The sequence below is a fragment of the Polaribacter sp. L3A8 genome (assembly GCF_009796785.1).
In the GTDB taxonomy this organism is placed as follows: domain Bacteria; phylum Bacteroidota; class Bacteroidia; order Flavobacteriales; family Flavobacteriaceae; genus Polaribacter.
Genome location: NZ_CP047026.1, coordinates 1,084,230 through 1,107,752, shown reverse-complemented (window position 1 = coordinate 1,107,752; position 23,523 = coordinate 1,084,230). Strand labels below are relative to the sequence as shown.

The 23,523-nt window shown below is 30.4% G+C and carries 24 protein-coding genes; 10 read left to right on the top strand and 14 right to left on the bottom strand.

The genetic code is table 11. The features are described from left to right. Positions 1-131: 131 nt before the first annotated feature. The gene (locus tag GQR92_RS04300) at positions 132-1,037 is read left to right on the top strand and encodes an IS982 family transposase (protein WP_158837965.1); all 906 of its coding nucleotides are present in this window, start codon (positions 132-134) and stop codon (positions 1,035-1,037) included. Positions 1,038-1,298: 261 nt separating this feature from the next. Here GQR92_RS04300 and GQR92_RS04295 read toward each other — a convergent pair whose 3' ends face one another. The 6 genes from GQR92_RS04295 to msrB all read right to left on the bottom strand — a co-directional run bounded on the left by GQR92_RS04295 (position 1,299) and on the right by msrB (position 7,663). Next, positions 1,299-3,743: a hypothetical protein gene (locus tag GQR92_RS04295; RefSeq protein ID WP_158837964.1), complete on the bottom strand. Its 2,445-nt coding sequence runs from the start codon at positions 3,741-3,743 to the stop codon at positions 1,299-1,301. 131 nt (positions 3,744-3,874) lie between these two features. Beyond that, the gene (locus GQR92_RS04290) at positions 3,875-4,606 is read right to left on the bottom strand and encodes a hypothetical protein (protein WP_158837963.1); all 732 of its coding nucleotides are present in this window, start codon (positions 4,604-4,606) and stop codon (positions 3,875-3,877) included. Positions 4,607-4,701: 95 nt separating this feature from the next. Continuing rightward, a complete protein-coding gene (locus tag GQR92_RS04285) occupies positions 4,702-5,856 on the bottom strand; it encodes a hypothetical protein (RefSeq protein WP_158837962.1) in 1,155 nt (384 codons plus the stop codon). Between the two features lie 7 nt (positions 5,857-5,863). Continuing rightward, positions 5,864-6,541 (bottom strand): hypothetical protein, encoded by a 678-nt coding sequence (locus GQR92_RS04280; protein ID WP_158837961.1) that lies wholly within the window; start codon positions 6,539-6,541, stop codon positions 5,864-5,866. A 5-nt stretch (positions 6,542-6,546) separates the two neighbouring features. After that, entirely contained in the window at positions 6,547-7,074 is a 528-nt protein-coding gene (locus GQR92_RS04275) for a T9SS type A sorting domain-containing protein (RefSeq protein ID WP_158837960.1), read from the bottom strand. Between the two features lie 112 nt (positions 7,075-7,186). Beyond that, complete coding sequence (gene msrB / locus GQR92_RS04270) at positions 7,187-7,663, bottom strand: peptide-methionine (R)-S-oxide reductase MsrB (protein ID WP_158837959.1); 477 nt, start codon at positions 7,661-7,663, stop codon at positions 7,187-7,189. Between the two features lie 189 nt (positions 7,664-7,852). On the opposite strand from msrB, the gene GQR92_RS04265 reads away from it, so the two are divergent. Next, on the top strand, positions 7,853-8,656 hold the full coding sequence (locus tag GQR92_RS04265; protein WP_158837958.1) for a M48 family metallopeptidase: 804 nt from the start codon (positions 7,853-7,855) through the stop codon (positions 8,654-8,656). Positions 8,657-8,747: 91 nt separating this feature from the next. Further along, entirely contained in the window at positions 8,748-10,055 is a 1,308-nt protein-coding gene (locus GQR92_RS04260) for an MFS transporter (RefSeq protein ID WP_158837957.1), read from the top strand. 75 nt (positions 10,056-10,130) lie between these two features. On the opposite strand, the gene GQR92_RS04255 is transcribed toward GQR92_RS04260, so the two are convergent. From GQR92_RS04255 to GQR92_RS04230, 6 genes are read right to left on the bottom strand one after another with little or no spacing between them, the layout of a single operon-like run. Continuing rightward, the gene (locus GQR92_RS04255; RefSeq protein WP_158837956.1) at positions 10,131-12,413 is read right to left on the bottom strand and encodes a TonB-dependent receptor; all 2,283 of its coding nucleotides are present in this window, start codon (positions 12,411-12,413) and stop codon (positions 10,131-10,133) included. Between the two features lie 59 nt (positions 12,414-12,472). Further along, a complete protein-coding gene (locus tag GQR92_RS04250; protein WP_158837955.1) occupies positions 12,473-12,787 on the bottom strand; it encodes a hypothetical protein in 315 nt (104 codons plus the stop codon). A gap of 5 nt (positions 12,788-12,792) precedes the next feature. Next, complete coding sequence (locus GQR92_RS04245) at positions 12,793-13,557, bottom strand: TerC family protein (RefSeq protein WP_158837954.1); 765 nt, start codon at positions 13,555-13,557, stop codon at positions 12,793-12,795. Position 13,558: 1 nt separating this feature from the next. Continuing rightward, positions 13,559-14,026: a hypothetical protein gene (locus GQR92_RS04240; RefSeq protein ID WP_233270003.1), complete on the bottom strand. Its 468-nt coding sequence runs from the start codon at positions 14,024-14,026 to the stop codon at positions 13,559-13,561. Between the two features lie 20 nt (positions 14,027-14,046). Beyond that, a complete protein-coding gene (gene purB / locus GQR92_RS04235) occupies positions 14,047-15,390 on the bottom strand; it encodes an adenylosuccinate lyase (RefSeq protein ID WP_158837953.1) in 1,344 nt (447 codons plus the stop codon). A gap of 45 nt (positions 15,391-15,435) precedes the next feature. After that, the gene (locus GQR92_RS04230) at positions 15,436-15,987 is read right to left on the bottom strand and encodes an adenylosuccinate lyase (RefSeq protein WP_158837952.1); all 552 of its coding nucleotides are present in this window, start codon (positions 15,985-15,987) and stop codon (positions 15,436-15,438) included. Between the two features lie 79 nt (positions 15,988-16,066). Here GQR92_RS04230 and GQR92_RS04225 point away from each other — a divergent pair, with 79 nt between their 5' ends. The 7 genes from GQR92_RS04225 (at position 16,067) to GQR92_RS04195 (ending at position 21,905) form a co-directional block, all read left to right on the top strand. After that, the gene (locus GQR92_RS04225; RefSeq protein ID WP_158837951.1) at positions 16,067-16,780 is read left to right on the top strand and encodes a toxin-antitoxin system YwqK family antitoxin; all 714 of its coding nucleotides are present in this window, start codon (positions 16,067-16,069) and stop codon (positions 16,778-16,780) included. 249 nt (positions 16,781-17,029) lie between these two features. Continuing rightward, positions 17,030-18,217, top strand: a complete 1,188-nt coding sequence (gene mnmA / locus GQR92_RS04220) for a tRNA 2-thiouridine(34) synthase MnmA (RefSeq protein WP_158837950.1) — start codon at positions 17,030-17,032, stop codon at positions 18,215-18,217. Positions 18,218-18,257: 40 nt separating this feature from the next. Beyond that, positions 18,258-19,916, top strand: a complete 1,659-nt coding sequence (locus tag GQR92_RS04215) for a S8 family serine peptidase (RefSeq protein WP_158837949.1) — start codon at positions 18,258-18,260, stop codon at positions 19,914-19,916. After that, positions 19,916-20,857 carry an NAD(P)H-dependent flavin oxidoreductase gene (locus GQR92_RS04210; RefSeq protein WP_158837948.1) on the top strand — a complete coding sequence of 314 codons (942 nt, stop codon included), beginning with the start codon at positions 19,916-19,918 and terminating at the stop codon, positions 20,855-20,857. Before GQR92_RS04215 ends, GQR92_RS04210 begins: the two co-directional genes overlap by 1 nt. Positions 20,858-20,974: 117 nt before the next feature. Next, entirely contained in the window at positions 20,975-21,166 is a 192-nt protein-coding gene (locus GQR92_RS04205; RefSeq protein WP_158841968.1) for a cold-shock protein, read from the top strand. Positions 21,167-21,428: 262 nt separating this feature from the next. Next, positions 21,429-21,620, top strand: coding sequence for a cold-shock protein (locus GQR92_RS04200; RefSeq protein ID WP_018943662.1), 192 nt, complete (start codon positions 21,429-21,431; stop codon positions 21,618-21,620). A gap of 87 nt (positions 21,621-21,707) precedes the next feature. Then, entirely contained in the window at positions 21,708-21,905 is a 198-nt protein-coding gene (locus GQR92_RS04195; RefSeq protein WP_158837947.1) for a YwbE family protein, read from the top strand. Positions 21,906-21,913: 8 nt separating this feature from the next. Here the strand turns inward: GQR92_RS04195 and GQR92_RS04190 are convergent, their stop codons facing one another. Further along, positions 21,914-22,816 (bottom strand): lytic transglycosylase domain-containing protein, encoded by a 903-nt coding sequence (locus GQR92_RS04190; RefSeq protein WP_158837946.1) that lies wholly within the window; start codon positions 22,814-22,816, stop codon positions 21,914-21,916. Between the two features lie 45 nt (positions 22,817-22,861). After that, the gene (locus GQR92_RS04185; protein ID WP_158837945.1) at positions 22,862-23,521 is read right to left on the bottom strand and encodes an alpha/beta hydrolase; all 660 of its coding nucleotides are present in this window, start codon (positions 23,519-23,521) and stop codon (positions 22,862-22,864) included. Between the last annotated feature and the right edge of the window lie 2 nt (positions 23,522-23,523).

Sequence of the window (23,523 nt, the reverse complement as noted above, 5' to 3'; positions counted from 1 at the left end):
AATATAATATAAATATATTTATTTAGTTAACGTGAGTTCGATGTAAGAAATTTTAATTAAACCTATAAAAAAAGCAGAATATTTAGTATATTAAAGTACTGAATTCTAATATATTAATAAATATCCTGCTTATGATTTCTGATAGTAAAATTATAGAAATTTTCTGTTCTTTAGATGATTTTATGAAAGAATTTAACTTAATTCTTAATAAAAACAGCATTTCTGATGGTTCAACAACTAAAAAACGTAATAGAAAGTTCAAAATGTCTGATAGTGAAGTGATGACCATACTTGTTATATTTCACCTAAAGTCTTACCGAAACCTTAAACACTTTTACTTAAACCATATTTGTAAATACAGACAAGATCTGTTTCCAGATTGTGTTTCTTATAATAGATTTGTAGAACTTCAAAAAAAGGTTACACAACCTTTAGCCGTTTTTATGAAAATGTATTGTTTAGGCGATTGCACAGGTATCTCTTTTATTGATTCTACTCCTTTAAAAGTATGTCACTATAAAAGAGAAAAACAACATCAAGTATTTAAAGATATTGCCAAAAAAAGCTATGGAACTATGGGGTGGTATTTTGGATTTAAACTACATATTGTCTGCAATGACAAAGGAGAAATTATTGATTTTATGTTCACTCCAGCCAATGTAGACGACAGATTCCCTCTCAAACAAAAGAAGTTTCACGACAAATTATTTGGAAAAATTTTTGGAGACAAAGGATATATTGGGAAAGATTTATTTGAAAGACTTTTTGTAGACGGAATTCATTTAATAACTAAAGTTCGAAAAAACATGAAAAAGAAAGCAATGGACTATATGGATAAAGTTATCCTAAGAAAAAGAGCAATCATCGAAACAGTAAATGATGTACTAAAAAACACTTGCCAAATTGAACATTCTAGACATAGATCTTTTGATAATTTCATAACAAATATGATCTCTGGATTAATTGCATATTCTTTTTTACCTAAAAAACCTTCTATAAAAATCCCGAATATGTTACCGAATATTGCGATTGATTAGCTCGAACTCACGTTAGTTATAATGTGAATAAGAAAAACATGTTACTAGTTATATTTTTTTATAAAAAGAAAAGCTCTAGAGAAGTCTTACAAATAAAGTAATCACTAATAATTATATTTCGTAACATTTATTTTCTAAAAGAATAATTTGGACGCTGTTTTTATAGCTTTATATAAGCTGTATGTATATAAAACCTACTAGAAAACAATTAAATTTCTAGTAGGTTTATTGTGTAGGTTACTAAAACTTAATTTTATAACATTACATGCCTAAGTAAATAAAGGTATTTACAACTAAATAAGGTTGGTAACGTGCAATTGGGGTATTTGCACCTCCACTAGCTACCGTTACTGTATGGCTATGGTTACCAGTAGTGTTAGTTACTAGTGCTTGAGAGCCGGTAGATCCTATAGCAGGAGTACCAAATGTAGATGATACTTCATAGGCGTTAAATGCCGATACACCAGTTATAGTATGATTATGTGCTCCATTTGAACTTGTACTACCTGTAAAATTTACATTTGGTAAGTTATTTTGAGTTAGGATAGTGGTGGCAGCTCCACCTATGTCTGCAATAGCTTCGCTACCACTACGTTGTTTTAGTACACGGTCTGTAGCATCTGGTAAATTACCACTAAGCCCTAAATTAGCCGCATTAGTTTGGGCACCAGTAGGTAAGCTAGAAATAGCGCTACCATCTAATAAGTACCAACCGTTATGATTGGTGGTTTGTATACCTTGTTTTATGTCGCCTGGAGTTACTAATTCAGAAGATGCTGAGTTTGTTATTTGTTGCCAATTTGTTCCATCACTTTGCAACCATAATGTAGAAGTGCTGTTTACTGTTGCTATACCCGTAACTCCTTGTTCATTTACATAACCAGAAATAGAAGTGGCATACGTATTGGGGTTTTTAATTATATAAACTCTACCTAAACATGTATTTGCTGCTGGAAGCGTAATTGTATGATTTCCTCCTAATACTATTGTATGATGATCTTCTGATAATGATAAATTTCCAGAAGTTGTTAAAATAGATTTAGAAACGGAGCCATTTACCTGTAATGTTGAATTTGCCATATTGGCTGAAGGAGAAGAATTATACGTGTCGTCTACTGCAACAAGGGCAGGATTAATATTGATGCCAAATCTAGTTTTTGCAGTTGCCGTGGTGTTACTTCCTTGTACTCTAAACATTTCTGAATTAGACCCAACAGGATGGTAATATCTTTTAAAAACAATAGGTTCAGTACCGTCATCTCCAATAATAAATTCTAATCTTCCATCATTTGCTGGACCTGCAGAACCAATTTCAAAAAGATCGGTAACACCTGCGCTTCCTTTTAATCTAAAACTACCATTTGTTGTGGTAAAAAACATTGGTTTATACAATGATGCTCCTGCTGCTGCAAATTGAAGTGCAGCTACATTTCCGTTTCCTTTTAAATATACTAAAGGTTGGTCTAGGTCGTTGTAGTCTGTAAATGATTGATTTAATCCTAAAGTTTCTCTTCTCCCAAATTCTAACATGGATAAATTGTTAGAGCGTATTTGCATTTTTACATCATCCGTTGTTCCTAAAAAGTTAGACGTTGTAGTACTTGCATTACCCGTAATACTCCAGTTTGTTGCTATCTTTGGTTGCCATTCTGAGGCTGTAGTATTATAAGTTAATACTTGTCCGTCTGTTGGTGCCGTAACAGATACCGGTATGTTTTGTATTTTTTCTACTTTGCTTGCGGCTAATGTTCCTGTTACATCGCCTGCTATTTTTAAAGCAGATAAGTTTGTTTGTTTTGTTGTTTCGGCATCACTTTCTAAAGATAAATCTAAATTTTTACCATCAGCATTTAAAGCGTACACATCTATTTTTTGGTTGTCTGTATTTATGGTTGATGCATCTAACCAATTTGTACCTGTTGCTGTAGATGATAAAATTTGACCTGCTATTCCGGCAGTATTCGTTTCATCTAATAGTTGGCCATCTAGTTTTAAGGTTTGTTTTATAGTTACTACTGTATTACTAGCAGTAAGTTCATCTATGTGTATGGCGTCATGGCCGCCTACACTTAGGCTAATTTCATCAGCTGCAGGACTATACATTCCTGTATTTGTATCATCTTGAAATCGATATGAAGGTTCTCCTGCATTACCATCTGAATTAAGAAAACCAGCAGAACGGATAGCTCCAGTAACTTGTAATTTATTATCAGGAGTTTTGGTTCCTATACCAAATCTGTTATTACTGGCATCCCAAAATAATTGATTATTCTCTTCTGTTGGTTTGCCATCTGTACCTGCAAAGAAAACAGAACCAGGTGTACCTGTATGAGGTTGAGAAATGCTAGATAATGGAACGTCTAAACTTCCTTTAGCGTCTGTAATTCTTAAATAATCGATACCAGAAACAGTAACAACACTAAAAGCTGTATTTGTTTCGTTTTCTGGGTCGTAATCGGCATCATTAATTGGTCTCCATACATTATCATCCCAAATTTTAATCTCAATGGGTGTAACAGCAGTGTCAAACCAAACATCTCCTTCTAAAGGTGTTGCAGGCGCTGCTCCGTAAGTTACGCTATTGTTAATCGCCGTTTTTACAGTTCCTTTATTGTCTATAACCCTAAATTCTTGCGCATAACTTATGTGTGTAAAAAAAGTACAGAGAATAAAGAGAAAAAAAAGTAAGTGTCTTCTATTAAGCATTAAGAATATATCTACTGTTTAATTAAGTGGGTGATAATTTTTATTTTATTAAAAAGTGTTGATTCTGTAAGAACCAACACTTTTTATATGTAAAAAAGAAATAATAATTTTAAAAAATTATTATTTTTTAATTAGTAAATCCACTGTACTTCAATCATGTCACCCGCATAGGTAGTCCAATCATTTGGTGAAGTAGCATTAGGAATTAATGTAATCGTATTAGTAGCTGTAAGAGAATAATCTATAGCAGCTCTTAATTTTGCGCCATTTCTGTATACAGAGATTTTACTTATTGCTGTTCCCATTGCTAAACCAGTTGCAGTAACTGCAACATCACCGTCTGTACCAATTGGAAATTCTGCTTGTCCAGTTGATATTAAATCTGAAACTAACATTTTGTTAACTTCACCAGTAGCTTCATCTCTAATTAAAACAGTCCATCCAGTTTCTGTAGCAGCTGTACCAGCACCAGCAATAGCCACTGCGTTAGAACCAATAGATTCAGTAGTAGCAGCTGTTGCACCAGGTGTTGTTGTTCCGTTCACTAATTTTAAACCATCTAAAGAGAAAACTTTTCCGGTAGCATCTATATAGGTGTTATCAGATAAAGAACCTCCTAATTGCCAAGTAGAAACAATACCTCCATCTGGAGTAGCATCCGTAAGTAATGTTAAACCATTTTTTACTTGTAAGAATTTTTTAGTACCCTTGTTGTCTATTACTCTAATAGTACCATTAAGTGTTTGAGAAACACTTGCGTCTTGAGTTTTTGTTACATCACCTGAAATTTGTTGTGCATTAACGGCAGTTCCTACCATCATCATAAGACCTAATACGCCTAATTTTAAATAATTTGTTTTCATTTTTTTTAAATTTTAAAGTTTATACTAATTGATTATTTATTACTAATTTTTTTTACTTATTTTTTTTCATAGATTTTTATGGGGGTTTTTTTATGTTAATATAATTGTACAATTCTTATTTTATCGTCTTGGTAGCATTGTGCTTCGGGTTCTAATTTTATAGTTGTATTATTTACGGCTGTAAAATCGATTCGAACTCCGTTTCTATATACGTCTATTTTATCTACACTAGTTATTGCTAAAGGCGTTGTAAACTCTAATTGCCCATCTACAGCAAAAACAATTACTTGTTTTTTTTGTGTAAAAGAGGAAATAGATTTTTGTTTTAAAACCCCTGTATTTTTATCTATGACTACTAATTTGTCATCTATATTTGTACTTTCTTCTAAACCATCTATCGTTAAGGTATTAGTGTCGCTTGTTGTAATTATGGTTGGTTCAGTTAAATTACCACCTAATTTTATGCTATTACCGTCTGTGTAAAGACCATTTAAAGCATCCGTGTTTTTTGAAGATACCCAGTTTAAGCCATCAAAAACTTCTATGCAGCCACAAGTCTGATTCCAAACTTGATCTCCAATTACAGGATTTTTAAATTGTGTATCTCTGGTGTTATCATTATTTACAACTATAAGTCCAAATTCATTAGCTGGGTCAAAATCATCATTAACTGGAAGCCAATTTGTGCCATCCCAAATCATTAATGTTGGGTTTCTATGAGTACCAAAGTCAGTAAGCCAAATTAATTCTCCTAATGTATAAGGTTGTGTTAAGCTACCTAAAGAATTTACTATTTTTATATTACCGGTACCTGTGCCGTTTCCATTACCATTTGTAGGTTGAGGTATGTATAATATTTTTTGTGAGTCTAAAAAGACAAAGCCTTGGTTGTTGTTAAGAATATTTAACTCTACATTTAAATACTTTAGTTTTCCATCCCAATTAATATTACTAAAAGTATAATTAACAGGAGTTCCTTCACCTACAATTACAGAAACCATTCCATTTTTATCAGTAGTAATTGTATGTTCTTCTATGTATTCTATACCTGCTTCATTTGTTATTGTAAACCGCAAGGTAACATCTTCTAAACCTAAAGGAATGCTATTTTCTGAAACATTTGTTCCAGGAATTTGAATTTCTTCCGTATTTAAAATTAAGGCCTGGTAATTAAAACCAGGTGTTTGACCTAGCATAATTGAGCTAGAAGCCAAAAATAAAAAGAGCAGTATGTTATGTAAAAACTTCATATTCTTTTTAGAATCTTCTTTTATTTAACCTGGCAATATTAAAAAGTAACCCTATTGAGTATGCATTGGTATGTAATGAATACTTTTCTTCAATATTACTATCTCTATTGCTATCTCTAAAACTATCTGCTACATTATAACTTATATAGGTAGATATTTCATCAGAAATAACGTACTCGGCACTTAAACCTCTATGGTATCTAAGCAAAGTCCTATCAAAAGTTCGTTCTGTGTATAAGTTTGCAGTATTGTTATTATATCTTCTGGTTCCTGTTGTAAGAAAATCATAAGAAATATGTGTGTGTATCTGTAGTTTAAACCTAGGTTCGTTAACAATGGCAAAGTTTACACCTGTTTTTATTGTAACATAGCTTAAATTATACGTTGTTGGTATACTTATATTTCCCGCATAAAAACCCGTGTTAATTTGATATCTGTTGTAGCCAACCCCTAAATTCCATTTAAATCTATCTTCATATAATTTAAATCTAAAACCAGTTTCTAAAAAAACTTCTTGTGATTTTGAATAATTTAAGTCTAACGTGTTTTTACCTAAGTTGTTTTCATAATCTTTAAAATAGGCATTTTCAAAACCAGATTCTATATAAATTTGTTGTGCATTATTTATGTTTACCCAAAAGATAAAAAAGAATATAACACTATATGTAGTCTTGTTATTGAACATATTTATTATTCTGTTTTTATAATTTTTCGTGTAAACTTGTCTTTACCACTTTGTATACGTATCAAATAAGTACCAATAGTATAGTATTTCATTGGAATATGTATACTGTCTGTTGGGTTATATTTTTTAGAAAATAAAACTTTGCCATTTGTATCATAAATAAATATATGAATATTATGTTTGGTTTCTCTAGTAAAATTTATTTTTATATGATCTATAAAAGGGTTTGGTGAAATTACTAAATTTAGTGATTCATCAATAATTTCTATATCAGAGTTGTTGATTGTAAATATTTTAACATGATTTAAAAACCCTTGTTGTACAGTTGTTGTACCTGTGTTTTTTTTACCAATTATACTAGATTGCCCTATACTTTGTTGGATTTCGTAATTTTTTTTACTGTTAAAAACAGGATATACAGAAGTACTACCTACAGAAGTTATTGTAGATTTTAAAATAGTTGGATTTGTTTTTTGAGAATATAATTCTGTTACCAACAATAATATTAATAAAAAAAGTAGTTTTTTAATCAAATAAAAACGTTTTTTTATTTTAACACTTTCGTTTTAACCATATTAGGTTTTCTAGAGAATGTTAAAATATTTAAAACGAATGTAAACATTTTTTTAAAAATAACAAGGATTATTAATCAGCAATAAACTCTAACGCAACACCATTAATACAATGACGCTTTCCTGTGGTGTTTTTCGGTCCATCTCCAAAAGAATGTCCTAAATGACTACCACAAGTATTACATTTTAATTCTGTTCTTGCATAACCAATTTTATAATCTACATCTAGTTCTACATTTTTTTTGATAGCTCTATCAAAAGAAGGCCAACCAGATCGAGAATCATATTTGTATTGAGATTTATAAAGCGGAGTTTTACAAGCAGCACAAACATAAGTTCCTTTTGCTTTGTTCTTGTTTAAAGCACTCGAAAAAGCACGTTCTGTACCTGCTTCACGTAAAACATAATATTGATTAGGTGTTAATAGTTTTTTCCATTCAGCATTTGTTTTTTCAATACTATATGTTTTTTTTTCTTTGGATGAGGTTTGTGCTTTGCTAGAACAATTTATCAAAAAAAGAACAGCTATTAGGGAAAGTATATTTTTCATAATTTAATATTGTTTTTTTAATTTGACGAAAAATTTATGCAATGATTACAAATTTCATTTTCTTAAAAAAAATATTTTTTTGATAAAGATAGAATATGTAGTTTTATACATTGTAAAAAGATACTATAATAGTGACAATTTACAGATTTATGTGTCTTATTAATTAGTGATTATAAAAAATAAAAATAGATGAAAAAAATAGTTGTTTTAGTTTTAACCGTTTTCCTTTTTGTTGAATGCAGCACTGTACCAATTACAGGTAGAAGTCGTGTTAATTTTGTAAGTGATGCACAAGTATTACCATCAAGTTTTGCACAATATAGTAGTTTTTTAGAAGAAAATAAGTTGTCTACAAATAGTGCAATGTCTAACCAAATTAAAAATGTTGGTAAAAATATTTCTGCTGCTGTAGATCGTTTTATGAGAGCAAATAATATGGTTGCTGAAGCAGATTCTTACAGATGGGAATTTAACTTGGTAGATGATGAAACTGTAAATGCTTGGTGTATGCCAGGAGGAAAAGTTGTTTTTTATACAGGGATAATGCCAATTTGTGCAAATGAAAATGGTGTTGCTGCAGTAATGGGGCATGAGGTTGCACATGCTTTTGCAAAACACGGACAAGAAAGAATGTCTCAAGGACAATTACAACAATTAGGTGGTGTTGCTGTGGCATTAGGTACTTCTGGAAAAAGTAGCGAATCGCAACAATTATGGAATACAGCCTTTGGTATTGGTTCTGGTTTAGGAATGCTAAAGTTTAGTAGAGTGCATGAGCAGGAAGCAGATAGGTTAGGTTTGGTTTTTATGATTATGGCCGGTTATGATGGTAGAGAAGCTGCTGAGGTTTGGGTAAGAATGAGTCAGAATTCAGGAGGAAGTTCTCAGCCAGAAATGTTAAGTACACACCCTTCTAATGAGTCTAGAATACAAGATTTAAAAAACTATTTACCAACTGCAAAAAAATATGCAGCACAATACAATGCTAAATAATTAAATAAGAAATAAGAAAAGGAATAGATTTTCCTATATTGTAACCGTTCAAATAGCTATTTGAACGGTTTTTTTATATAAAAAATATACGATGTTAAAAATTGGAGATAAAAAATTAATTAATGCTTGGGCCTTTTATGATTGGGCCAACTCAGTATATTCTTTGGTGATAAGTACTGCTGTTTTTCCTATTTATTATGCTGGCTTAACTACCTCGGAAGGTTTTGCTAATGCAGAGGGTAAAATTGCCTTTTTAGGTACTTTATGGACGCCAACAACCTTATATAATTATGCGTTGGCTTTTTCTTTTTTAGTAGTGGCTTTTATTTCGCCCATGCTTTCTGGTATTGCGGATTTTGCAGGGAATAAAAAGAAATTTTTAAAAGGTTTTTGCCTTTTAGGATCATTATCTGTAATGTGTTTGTTCTTTTTTACAGGAAAAGATACATTGTGGGTTGGTATTGTTTTTACCATTTTAGCAAGTATTGGTTTTTGGGGAAGTATTGTTTTTTATAATGCCTATTTACCAGAAGTTGCGCTTCCAGAACAACAAGATAACGTAAGTGCCAAAGGTTTTATGTTAGGCTATTCCGGATCAATTTTACTATTGCTTTTGTGTTTGGTTTTAATTGAAACTAAGGTTTTTGGATTTTATGACAAGCAATTTGGTTCTCAGTTATCATTTGTATTAGTAGGTTTGTGGTGGTTGGGTTTTGCTCAAATTACCTATGCTAAATTACCAGATTCAGAAAAAACTACGTTACCAAAAGGGAATTACTTTATAAAAGGAATACAAGAAATAAAAAAAGTTGCAAAAGAATTGTTTGCTTATAGAGAGTTGAAATTATTTTTAATTTCCTTTTTTTTATTAAGTATCGGTGTGCAAACCATCATCTTAATGGCAGGTATTTTTGGTACTATATTAGGCTTAGAAACCTTAAACCTTATTTTAACAATTTTATTAGTACAGTTTGTGGGTATTTTTGGGGCATTTCTATTTTCTAGATTATCAAATAAAATAGGAAATATTAAAACCTTAAAAATAACGATTGCTATTTGGGGATTGGTTTGTTTTATTGGTTTTAATTTAACAAAAGATACGCCAAATATAGAAATATACTTTTACATTTTAGGTTCTTTAATTGGTTTGGTAATGGGCGCAATTCAGTCTTTAGCAAGGTCTACGTACTCTAAATTATTGCCTAAAACAGAAGATCATGCTTCTTATTTTAGCTTTTTTGATGTTACAGAAAAAATAGCTTTGGTTATAGGGATGGTTACTTTTGGTATTTTAAACTCTATAATTTCTATACAAAGTAGTGTATTGGCATTGGCTGTTTTCTTTTTGGCAGCTTTTATTGTTATAAGTCTCATAAAGAAAACGGAACATGTACGTTAAAAAAAATCACCATAAGAGTCTAAAATTATTTTAGAACCTTAAGGTGATTAATTTTGAATGCAAGAAATTGGTGTTTTATATTTTAAAATTAATTCCTAAAACGATATTTCTACCTTGATTTAAAATTTCGTCTGCTTTTAATCTAGATAAATGATCTATATATTTTTTATCTAAAATATTATTAGCTGATAAATTAGCCGAAAATTTAATGTTATTTATAGTAATATCGCCACCAAAACCAACGTTTAAGAGATTGTAGCTAGGAGATTCGGTTTCAAACTGACTAACATTATTTTGAGAGAATGTGCTTTTTAAGGTTAAGGAAGCATATCCTTGTTGCAGCCATTTTTTTACATCAAACTCGGTTCTTAATGTGTTTTTCCAAGAATTAGCAGGGATTAATGGTAAATAGTTACCATTATCTTGTTCACCTATTACTGTTTCAAATGAGCTTTCTAAATGCAACCAATCTAATGGATGTGGGTGTAAATGAAAACCAAATTCACCACCATACAATTTAGCATCTTCTTGCAAATACTCAAAAACAGGAGCTTCATCTTCAATTTCGCCAGTAGGAGAAATATAAATATAATCGTTTAATTGATTGTAAAAACCATTTGCAAACAACTCTATATGTTCTGTTTTGTATTCTAAAGAAAGATCGAATTGCGTGTTTTTTTCGTTGGTTAAATTAGCGTTCCCTTTTTCGAATCTACCCGTTCCGTGATGCACTCCGTTAGAAGATAATTCGGCTAAATTAGGTGCTCTAAAACCAGAAGCAACATTAATTCTTGCTGTAAAATTATCTGTTATGGCTGTTTTAAAACCTAAAGAAGTGGTAAAGCTGTTGTAAGATTTATCGATAGCTTCAAAAATATGAAGGTCTCCTTCGTGAGAAATTTCGTGTCTTTCGGTATCTATATTTCTGTTATCGTAACGCAGACCTGCTTGTAAACTATTTCTATTCCAAGAATAATTTGCTGTTGTAAAAACACCAAAATCGTTTATTATTGCATTAGGAATTAAGATTTCTTCACCAAAATTAGTATTTGTTTGATGTAAACCTTGCGCACCAGAAAGAATCTCTATGTTTCCTATTTTAGGAAAATGATATTTTACATTATAACTAAATGTTTTTAATTTCATTCTTAAAGCAGCTTCTTCGCCTTCTTCTTCATGATCATGGTTGTGGTCATCTTCACCTTCCTCATGTTCTTCTTCTCCTTCGTCGTGATGTTCTTCAAATTCTTGTCGGTCATTAAAAGTATAGCCTAAATCTAAATCTAATTTAGAATCTCCAATAAAAAAATGATTATGTGAGCTTAAAATATGATTATCGATAACTTGGTAAGGCTCTAAAAGTGATTTACTTGTAGATTGTTCTCCAATTCCTTCTTCTGGTAAACCAAGATTAGATCTGTTAAAATTATAACGAATTTCTGATGTAAAACTGTTTTTAGAATAGGCTACTCCCGTTTTTAAATCTTTTTCATTAAAGCGAGTGTTTGTAACTCTTTCTTTGGTTGGAATTTTATAATCAGAATGATTAGCGTACGTTCCTCTTGCTAAAAATTTCCAATTTTCTTTAGATAGTTTTGCTCCAATAGAAGTGTTTGTTCCTAATGTATTGGCAAAGTAACGATGACTAAAATTGATTTCTTCATCGTTTTCTGATGCAAATTTTTCGGGATTCAAGTATAAAACTCCTCCCAAGGCATCAGATCCATAGAGTAAGGAAGCTGGTCCTTTTATCACTTCTACACTACTAATACCTGCATCGTTAACACCTAATCCATGTTCACCTCCAAATTGCTGGTTTTCTAGTCTAATGCCCTGTGTATAGACTAAGACTCTATTACCGCTTAACCCTCTAATTACCGGTTTCCCTATAGAAGCACCTGTAGAAATTTGAGAAACTCCAGCAATGTTTGTAATTCCTTCTGCAAGTGTTGTAGCTCCGGTTTTGTGAATAGCTTTTGCGGATAGCCTTTCTATTTTCATTACATTTTCTGATTGTAACTTATTAAAAGGTGCAGAAATAATTACTTCATCCATCTTAAAAGCAGTTTCTTTTAATTGGATATTTAACACTACGTTTTCTGAGTTAAAATCAATAATTTTAGAAACTGTTTTAAATCCTAAATAACTAAAGTTGATTTTTATTTTCCTTTTTGGAATATTTTTAAGGATATAGGTTCCATCTTCTTTAGACGTGGTTCCTCTATGTAATTCTGGTGTGTTAATTTGCACGTCTGCTAAAGGATTATTGTGCATATCTGTAATTTTTCCTGAAAGGCTATTTTGAGCGTTCACAGAAAATCCTGCTACTAAAAGTAGCAGTTTTATAAATGTTTTCATGAAGTTTTATTTAACTGATTTAAAAAATATGTAATGTCATTTAAAATGACAATTCGGTTTTAAATAGTATAATAAGGAGGTCCTCTAGAAGTTTTTATAGATTGGCAAACCTCTTTAATTCTTTGAGGTTTATCAATAAAAATTGAAGTATAAAAATGTGTTGGAATTACATCTAAATTAGATGTAAAATCCATTGAAAAAACGGTTAAATGCTTGTGAAATTCTGCACAACTAAAGTGTTGTTCATGTATGTGGTGTTCTGTAACAGAAGTACACACAGTATGTTCATGATTTTCTAAATTATGAATAATCTCTATAGATGTTGGTAACATCAATAGTAAAAGAAAAAAAACGCTAAGTAGTTTTTTGAACAAAAGTTTTATTTTTTTCTAATTTTTAAATTCAGCATTTCTACACCTAAAGAAAATGCGATCGCAAAGTACAAATATCCTTTAGGAATAGCCCCAACAGTTTTGTTAAAAATTTCTGTATTTGATAAATGTGCGCTTTCTGTAATTAGCATAAATCCTATTAAAATTAAAAAAGACAATGCCAACATTTGAATAGTAGGGTTATTGTTTACAAAATTACTAATTGGCTTCGAAAAAAGCATCATAATTATAATAGAAACTATTACGGCAATAATCATTATAATTAAAGCGCCATCTATTCCGTTAGTCATACCAACTGCTGTTAAAATACTATCAAAAGAAAAAACAATATCAATAAGTATTATTTGAATAATAACATTTGTTAATGATATAACCTTCGGAGATTTTAATACTTCGTTTTCATTAGTATGTTCTACTTTATCACGGATTTCTTTAGTACTTTTATAGAGTAAAAAAAGTCCTCCTAAAAATAAAATGATACTTTGGCCTGTTAACCCTGTTTTAAACCAACCTATATTAATTTCTAAAAAAGGTTCTTTAAATGCAATTAAATAAGAAACACTAATTAATAGTGCTATTCTAGTAATCATTGCTAATGCTAGCCCTAAAAGGGTTGCTTTTCTTACTTGATGCTTAGGAAGTTTATTTGCAGATATGGATATGAATATAATATTGTCTATTCCTAAAATAATTTCTAGAAAAGTAAGTGTAAGTAAAGCCACCCAAGTATCAATATGTAGAAATATTTCCACTTTATTTTACTTTATATACGGTTCCGTCCTGCTTAAATTTGCTGAAACCAATTTTAGCAGTAAAACTATAAGAACTGTCTGTAACTTGAGTTATTTGCACGTAAATAGGATCTTTATCTAATTCCTTTTTTGGTGATTTCATTTTTAATGAATAGAAGAAATTATTTTTCCATTTGATATATAGTGTATCAATATGTTTAATTCTTTTTTCTGTAGTAATAGTATCATTAGAAATGCTTACTATTTTTTCATATTCTTCTATTTGCAGACTGTCTTTTCTAGTAACAATAGTTTTACTATAACCTTCTCCTGCAGGAATTTCGAAAACTCCTTTTTTAAATCGATCAGAATTGTCTTTCATTTCTGATTTACAAGATGTCAGAAAAAAGAGTAAAGAGAAAAGCGCAAAGAATATAAGCTTTCCTTTATTTAAATTAAAAACAGAAACTTCTATATTCTTTACGCTCATAATATTACTTTTTTTTAAAATTATATACCTGTATAATTAGCAGGTGTAATTGCTTTTAATTCTTCTTTAATTTCTAATGAAACCTCTAAAGTATCAATAAAATCTGCAATAGATTTCTGGTTGATTTTAGCATTTGTTCTTGTCAATCCTTTTAAAGCTTCATAAGGGTTAGGGTATGCTTCACGTCTTAAAATAGTCTGAATTGCTTCTGCAACAACAGCCCAATTATTTTCTAAATCATCTTCAAACTTTTGTTTGTTTAACAATAATTTGTTTAATCCTTTTAAGGTAGATGTAAAAGCAATAATTGTATGTCCAAAAGGTACACCAACATTACGTAAAACAGTACTATCTGTTAAATCACGTTGTAAACGAGAAACAGGTAATTTTGCAGAAAGGTGTTCGAAAATTGCATTTGCCAAACCTAAGTTTCCTTCAGAATTTTCAAAATCTATAGGGTTCACTTTATGAGGCATTGCAGAAGAACCCACTTCACCTGCTTTAATTTTTTGTTTAAAATAATCTGTAGAAACATAGGTCCAGAAATCTCTATCTAAATCTAAAATAATAGTGTTTATACGTTTTAAAGTATCAAAAAGAGCTGCTAAATGATCGTAATGCTCTATTTGTGTTGTAGGAAAAGAGTGGTGTAAACCTAATTTTTCTTGAACAAAAGTACTTCCAAATTCTTTCCAATCTATACTTGGGTATGCAACTTTATGTGCATTATAATTACCCGTTGCACCACCAAATTTTGCCGCACTTGGTATGTCATTTAATAAGTTGAATTGTGCTTTTAAACGCACAACAAAAACCTCTATTTCTTTACCTAATCTTGTTGGAGATGCTGGCTGACCATGGGTTCTTGCCAACATAGAAATGTCTTTCCACTCAATAACTAATTCTTGTAATTTTTCTAAAAGTTCAAAATAATGAGGAACATAAACATCATTCATTGCTTCTTTAATAGAAAGCGGAATAGCTGTGTTATTTATGTCTTGAGAAGTTAATCCAAAATGGATAAATTCTTTATGTGCCTGTAAACCTAGTGCATCAAACTTTTCTTTGATAAAATATTCAACAGCTTTTACATCGTGGTTTGTAATGCTTTCTATATCTTTTATTTTCTGAGCATCTTCTGTTGTAAAATCAATATAAATTTTACGTAAATCATCAAATAAATCGTTGTTAAAGTCTGCTAACTGTGGTAAAGGAATTTCACACAAAGCTATAAAATATTCAATTTCTACACGAACTCTGTATTTTATTAAAGCTTCTTCAGAGAAATAGTCTGCTAATTTTGATATTTTACCTCTATAACGACCATCAATAGGTGAGATGGCATTTAATTTTGTTAAGTTCATCTTTTAGTTATGTTGTTAATTGCAAAAATAGGCAAATAAACAGATTTATAAAGTCGATTTTTGATGTTTTTCTATCAATTCTAAAATGTATTTTCCACGAGCTTTACAACCTTTGCTTTCATGTATGATTTTAGAGGTTATTAGGTGTTTTAATTCTGGATGAATCCAATCGATTTCTAATCCAAAGAAATATAAAAAAGTCATTGTATAGGCTCTAACTGCAATTTTTTGAGGTGTAATTAACCAATCAAAACCCGTTTCTACAATGGTGTCTATATGTTTATTTGTAATTTTTTTTTTGATTTCGTTTTCATCTTTAGAATAATACGCAGTTGCTAGATGTTCACAAATTTTAGCACAAGGTCTAATGGCGCTATCAAATTTTACATTTTTAATTTCTGAAGTAAAAAAATCGAGATGTTGTAAAATCCATTCTAAATGATGATGTGTGCAAATCCACTCTAAAATCCAAGCAGCTTTTATAGAAACTTTATTTTCAACATCAAAAGTAATAACAATCAATTCCTTAAATAATTTCTGATTTTCTAATACAATATTTGCGACTCTTTGACGGTTTTCCCTTTTAGGGTTTGCCATATTATTGAGTTGTTCGGTAACGAAAAGTAGATTTGTTTTTGGCACTATTAATGTATATTTGCTTAAAAATTATTATGGAATGTTAAATATAAAAAGACTGTTTTTTATTTTACTGTTTTTTTCTTGTTTTTTTACAAGTGAAAAATTTAATGCGCAAGGTATTAATAGGTTAAATGCAAATAAAGAACGAGTGGGAGTTTGGAAAAAATACTACCCTAATAAAAGATTACGCTACACTGGTCAATTTAAAGACGGAAAAGAAGTAGGTGTTTTTAAATTTTATGATATTACAAGTTCTAAACACCCTGTTATTATAAAGACTTTTTTTGAAAATTCGGATTCTTTATATGTTCAATTTTTTACGTTAAAAGGTACCATAGAAACAGAAGGTGTTTTAGTGGGGAAAAAACGAGTTGGTAATTGGAAATATTTTTACTCTGATGGCACAATCATGTCAGAAGAAAATTATAAAGATGGTAAATTAGATGGTGCATTAATAAATTACTATCAAGATGGTAGGGTTACAGAATTTTCTACATACAAAAACGGTTTGTTAGATGGAGTTAGTAGTAAATATTCTAGTAAAGATATTCTAATAGAAGAAATTACTTACAAAAATGGTGTCTTAAACGGATTGGCAAAATATTTTGAATTAAATGGTCAGTTAAAAGAAACAGGTAATTATAAAGGCGGGTTACGCATGGGAAATTGGGAATATTATATGGATGGAGAAGTAGCTACTGAAAAAGAGCTAAAAGCAAAAAATTATTTTACTCGTAAAAAAGAAGATTGATTTTAAGGTTCATGGTGCATGGTGCAATGTTTATAGTTTAAATGTTGATAAATTTTAATGATTGTTAGACAGGGCCTGTAGAAGTCTTTTTATTCTTGCTAACTGCTAACTGCTAACTGCTAACTGCTAACTGCTAACTGCTAACTGCTAACTGCTAACCACAGGATAAATCAAAACAATGATTACATCAATTCTTTCAATCTATAAAACCATTTCTTATTTGTACCTTTGCATCCTTAAAAATTTAAAATGAAACGAGTAGTTGTTGGTCTTTCTGGTGGTGTAGATTCTAGTGTAACCGCACATTTATTAAAAGAACAAGGATACGAAGTTATTGGGCTTTTTATGAAAAATTGGCACGATGACTCTGTAACCATTTCAAATGAATGCCCTTGGTTAGAAGATTCTAATGATGCAATGATTGTTGCAGAAAAGTTAGGTATTCCTTTTCAGGTTGTCGATTTAAGCAATCAATACAAAGAACGTATTGTAGATTATATGTTTGATGAGTATAGTAAAGGTAGAACGCCAAACCCAGATGTGCTTTGTAATAGAGAAATAAAGTTTGATGTTTTTATGGACATTGCTTTAAAGTTGGGGGCAGATTATGTTGCTACAGGTCATTATTGTAGAAAAGGAGAAGAAATTATAGATGGTAAACCCGTTTATAAATTATTAGCGGGTAAGGATGTTAATAAAGATCAATCTTATTTTTTATGTCAATTGTCTCAAGAACAATTAACAAAAGCATTATTCCCAATTGGCGAATTAACAAAGCCTGAAGTAAGAAAAATAGCCAAAGAAGCAGATTTAATTACGGCAGAAAAGAAAGATTCTCAAGGTTTATGTTTTATCGGTAAAGTTCGTTTACCAGAGTTTTTACAGCAAAAATTAGAACCCAAAAATGGAGTAATTGTAACAATTCCTTCGGATTTTGAGCAGTACACAAAACAACCTCCGGTATTTGAAAACAAAGAAGCAGAACTTGCTTATTACGCAACAAAATTTTCTTACAAGAAAGAAGATGGTAAAGTAGTTGGTAAACATCAAGGCGCACACTATTTTACAAAAGGACAACGTAAAGGTTTAAATGTTGGTGGTACAAAAGAAGCTTTGTATGTGATAGAAACCGATGTGGTAGAAAATGTAATTTATGCTGGTGAAGGAAAAAATCACCCAGGTTTATATAGAAATGTGTTGTTTGTTTCTAATGAAGAAATGCATTGGATCCGTAAAGATTTAACATTAAAATCTGGAGAAACTATGCAAGTAGATGCTAGAATTAGATACAGGCAACCTTTAGAAAATGCTACCTTACATAAAGTAGAAACAGGTTTGTATGTAGAGTTTGAAAACAAGCAATCTGCCATACAAGAAGGTCAGTTTGTGGCTTGGTATATCAATGAAGAATTATTAGGTTCTGGAGTAATTTCTTAAATAATTTATAAAAATCATAAAAAAGTAGTAATTTCGAAATATGAAGAAATTACTACTTTTTTTATTTATAGCTACTTTTTTTAACGCTACGGCCCAAGAAGACGCATGGGTTTTCTTAAGAGACAAACCAAACCAAGCTACTTTTTTAGAGAGTCCTTTAACAATGCTTACGCAAAGAGCATTAGACAGAAGGTCTAAATTAAATATCCCTCTAGATATTAAAGATGTACCTGTTGATGAAAATTATTATAATAAGATTAAGAATGATGTAAACATCACTGTTTTAGCTAAATCTAAATGGTTAAATGCAATTCATATTAAAGGTGAAGTTGGTAATATTAATAATTTATTAGCTACCTATAGTTTTATCGATCATATAGAATTTGCTAATAAATCTTTAAATTTAAATGCTAAATCAAAAGGAAAAGCAATAAAACCTAATCATTATAATAAGTTTAAAGAAACGCTAACCGATTTTAATTATGGTGCTACCGATAATCAAATTAAAATGCTACATGGAAATTATTTACATGAGCAAGGTTTAACAGGTGCAGGTCAAATAATAGCAATTATAGACGCAGGTTTTCCTAACGTAAATACTTTAGAAGCTTTTAAAAGAATTAGAGATAACAATCAGATTTTAGGAGGCTACGATTTTGTAGAAAGAAGTGATGATTTTTATACAGGAGATAGTCATGGAACTCATGTATTATCAACAATTGGCGGTTATTTAGAAAACCAGTTTGTAGGTACTGCACCAGATGCTTCTTTTTATTTATTTAGAACAGAAAATGCGCCTGTAGAAGTCCCTTTAGAGGAAAGTTTATGGGTAGAAGCTGCAGAAAGAGCAGATAGTTTGGGAGTTGATGTTATTAATACTTCTTTAGGATATACAACTTTTGATAATCCGGACTATAATTATACGTATGCAGATTTAGATGGTAAAACTACATTTATTTCTAGAGGAGCAGAAATTGGTGCTTCTCGTGGTATGCTTTTAGTAAACTCAGTGGGTAATGACGGAAATGGATCATGGAAATATATGGGAGCGCCGGCAGATGCAGCTTCTGTAATAAGTGTTGGTGCTGTAGATGCATCAGAAAATATTGTTAGTTTTAGTTCTTTCGGACCAACATCAGACGGAAGAATAAAACCCGAAATTTTAGCCAAAGGAGCAAGTGCAGCGGTAATTAATTATACCACAGGTGGCATTGCAAGTTCTAACGGTACGTCTTTTTCGTCACCAATTATGGCAGGATTAATTGCGTGTTTAAATCAGCATGAAGGTTTTCTTTTAAAAGCATCATCATCAAAAGCAACCACAAATAATTTTAATACGTATTTAAAACAAGCTGTTTATGAGTCTGCAGATAAATTTAATGCTCCTACAGATCAACATGGTTATGGAATTCCGAATTTTGAACTAGCATTAAAAACCTATATAACTAGTTTATCTGTTTTAGACGATACTAATATCAACGTAAATGTGTATCCAAACCCTGCTAAAAACCAACTATTAATTTCTACAGATGCTTTAAATTTTACAATTAAAATATATACGATGCTGGGTAAAAAGGTGCTAGAAAAAACAGTTTCAAGCTCTAAAGTTGTTGATGTTTCTTTTTTAGAAAGCGGTGTTTATTTACTTAAAATATCTAAAGGAAATCAACAAAAAACGATAAAGCTGATGAAACAATAATGGGAAATAAAATTACAGAATTATTTAATATTGAGTTTCCAATTGTTCAAGGAGGTATGATTTGGGTTTCTGGATGGAAATTAGCATCTGCCGTTTCTAATGCTGGTGGTTTGGGCTTAATTGGTGCAGGATCTATGTATCCCGATGTTTTAAGAGAACACATTCAGAAATGTAAAAAAGCAACCGATAAACCTTTTGGGGTTAATGTACCTATGTTATATCCTGATATTGAAAAATTAATGGATATTATTATTGAAGAAGGCGTTAAAATTGTTTTTACTTCTGCAGGAAATCCTAAAACTTGGACGATTTTTTTAAAAGAAAAAGGAATTACGGTAGTACATGTAGTAAGTTCTGTTAAGTTTGCTTTAAAGGCGGAATCTGCTGGTGTGGATGCTGTTGTTTGTGAAGGTTTTGAAGCTGGTGGACATAATGGGAGGGAAGAAACAACCACGTTTACATTAATACCAATGGTTAAAGAGCAGGTTAAAATCCCCGTAATTGCTGCTGGCGGAATTGGAACAGGACGTGGAATGTTAGCTGCCATGGTGCTGGGTGCAGATGGAGTACAAATAGGAAGTAGGTTTGCTGCATCAGAAGAATCTTCTGCGCATATTAATTTTAAAAACACCATTATTGATGTTAAAGACGGTGATACGCAAGTAACTTTAAAAGAGTTAGCGCCTGTAAGATTGGTAAAAAATAAGTTTTACAATGCAGTACAAGAGTTATATAAACACAATCCATCAACAGAACAAATAAAGGAATTGTTAGGCAGAGCTCGTGCTAAAAAAGGAATGTTTGAAGGAGATTTAGAAGAAGGAGAGTTAGAAATTGGACAAATTGCAGGGGTAATTAATAAAATAAAATCGGCTAAAGAAATCATAAAAGAGATTATTGAAGAATTTGATTCAATTAAAAAAGGAATTATGAGTGTTTAAATTGTGTTTTTTTTAAGGAAAACAACAATTTTATTTCATTTTTAAATTATTGGCATTATCTTTGCAATTCAATTAACGTTGTTAGGAATGAATTTAACAACACAATATTTTTTTATTATGACTAAAGGTACCGTAAAATTTTTCAATGAATCTAAAGGATTTGGATTTATCACTGAAGAAGGAAACAACACAGAACATTTTGTACATGTCTCAGGATTAATCGATGAAATTCGTGAAAACGATGAAGTTGAATTTGACTTACAAGATGGAAGAAAAGGATTAAACGCAGTAAACGTAAGAGTATTATAATATATTTATTACTAGTTAATTTTTTATCTAAAAGCCTATCAATTTTTTTTGATAGGCTTTTTTATTTTTTAAGTGTTTTTTTTATAGTTGTTTATCGAAAAATTTTTCGTCTGTTTTAAAGCTGTTTACATTTCTAATTTTAATTTATTTTTATAAAAATATATTTATACAATATTTTATTTTATTATTCAACTATTGGTATTACATTTGCAACTCAATAAATGTTGTTAGTAATTAAATTAACAACACAATAAATTTTATTATGAATAAAGGTACCGTAAAATTTTTCAACGAATCTAAAGGATTTGGATTTATCACTGAAGAAGGATCAAACAAAGAACATTTTGTACATGTGTCAGGATTAATCGACGAAATTCGTGAAAACGATGAGGTTGAGTTTGACTTACAAGATGGTAAAAAAGGATTAAACGCAGTAAACGTAAGAGTATTATAATATATATTTATTACTAGTTAAATTTTTATTTAAAAGCCTATCAATTTTGATAGGCTTTTTTTATTTTAGTACTTTAAAATATTAGTTATGATAGACGGAAGGCAAAGAAAGAATGTTGAGATTGGTTTATTTGTAGAAATTGTGCAAAAACCGCATCAAAGAAGTGGAGAATTAACAGAAGGTGTTATAGCAAAAATTCTAACTAAATCTCAAAACCATCCGTATGGAATTAAAGTTCAGTTAGAATCTGGGTTGGTAGGCAGAATTAAAAATATTATTGAATAATAGTATTCTTAGTTCACCGGTATTTTAATTTCGTATACTTTTCTACTTTTATTATTCAGGTTATTTTCTCTTAACCAAGGGTTATGAATTTTGAATTCTTTATAATTCATCCCGAATTTTTTAGCAAAATGAGTAATATTAGAAATAGCAGTATCCACTTTAATCGTTCTCGTTTTTTCTAAAGTATATAAGTCTTCATTCTCAAACACAAAACCATACTTTTTAGGGTTAGAAATTACTTCCTTTAAGGCAATAATTCTTAAAACATATCTTTCTGTTTCATTAGGTAATTTAGCATCATAATAATTATCTACTTCTTGGGTTTCTAGCCTTTTACTAACGCCATAGTTACCTGCATTATAAGAAGCTGCAGCTAAGGTCCAAGAGTTAAAACGCTCTTTAGATTTTATTAAATACTCGGCAGCAACTTTAGTAGATTTTTCTATATTATAACGTTCGTCTACATTGCTATTAATTTCTAAACCATATTCTTTACCTGTAGCTTTCATAAAATGCCACATACCTGCTGCACCTGCAGAAGAAGTTTCATCTATAAAAGCACTTTCTGCCAACGCTAAAAATTTAAAATCGTCTGGTAAACCATATTTTTTAAGTAAAGGTTCTAAAACAGGAAAGTACTTATTAGCTCTTTTTATAAGTAATAACCCATTAGATTGCCAATACGTATTTACTAACAATTCTCTTTCCATTCTTTCTTTAACATCAGGTATTTCTAAAGGCACTCTTTCTCCTGCAAGATTTAAATTAGTTGGTAGCTTTAAAGCTTTTATTTTATATGTTTTTGACGTACTTGTTTCTGGGTCTGTTTCATTTTTATTGATGGCATTAAAAAATAAAAAAGTTACTATTAATACGCTAAGTAATGAAATGAAACGAAATGATTTACTCATAAGATTATAATTTTTTTGTTTTAAAAATAAGAAAAGACACTAGGTTTAACAACTTAAAAGAGTGTCAATAATTTTAGATATTCTTTTTGCTTTAGTGATAATCATAACATGGCTACCACCTTCAATTTTTATGCAATTATCGATGTTTTTTATAGGAAATACATGGTCATCGGTTCCATGAATATGCGTAATATTTAAATTTTGTGCCGTTTGTTGCCATTGAACAACATTACTAATAGACCAATTTAAGTATAATTTACTTCTAACAGAAAGATATTTTTTATAAATGTCAGCTCTTTTTTTTAAGGATTTTCCTAAAAAATATTGGGCATAATCTTCAAAGTTAGAAACCACTTTTGTTGGAAATAATTTGTACGCTTTTGTAAACTTTACAAATTGATATCTTTTTGGAAGCTCTTCGTGATGTTTAACACTAGAAATGATAATAACTTTTTTTGTTTTTAGATATTTACTCATTTCTTGTACCATAATTCCCCCAAAAGAAACACCAATTAAAACAGGGTTTTCCGCTTTAACTTCTTCGCTCATTCTCATGGCATAATTTGCAATAGTTTCTTCTATTGCAATGGGCGTTATCCATTTTAAATAATGAATATCATATTTATCTTCGGATAATTCTAGGTTTTCAAAAATTTCTGGACCAGCTGCTAAACCTGGTACCAAGTATATAGCAATCTTTTTCATGT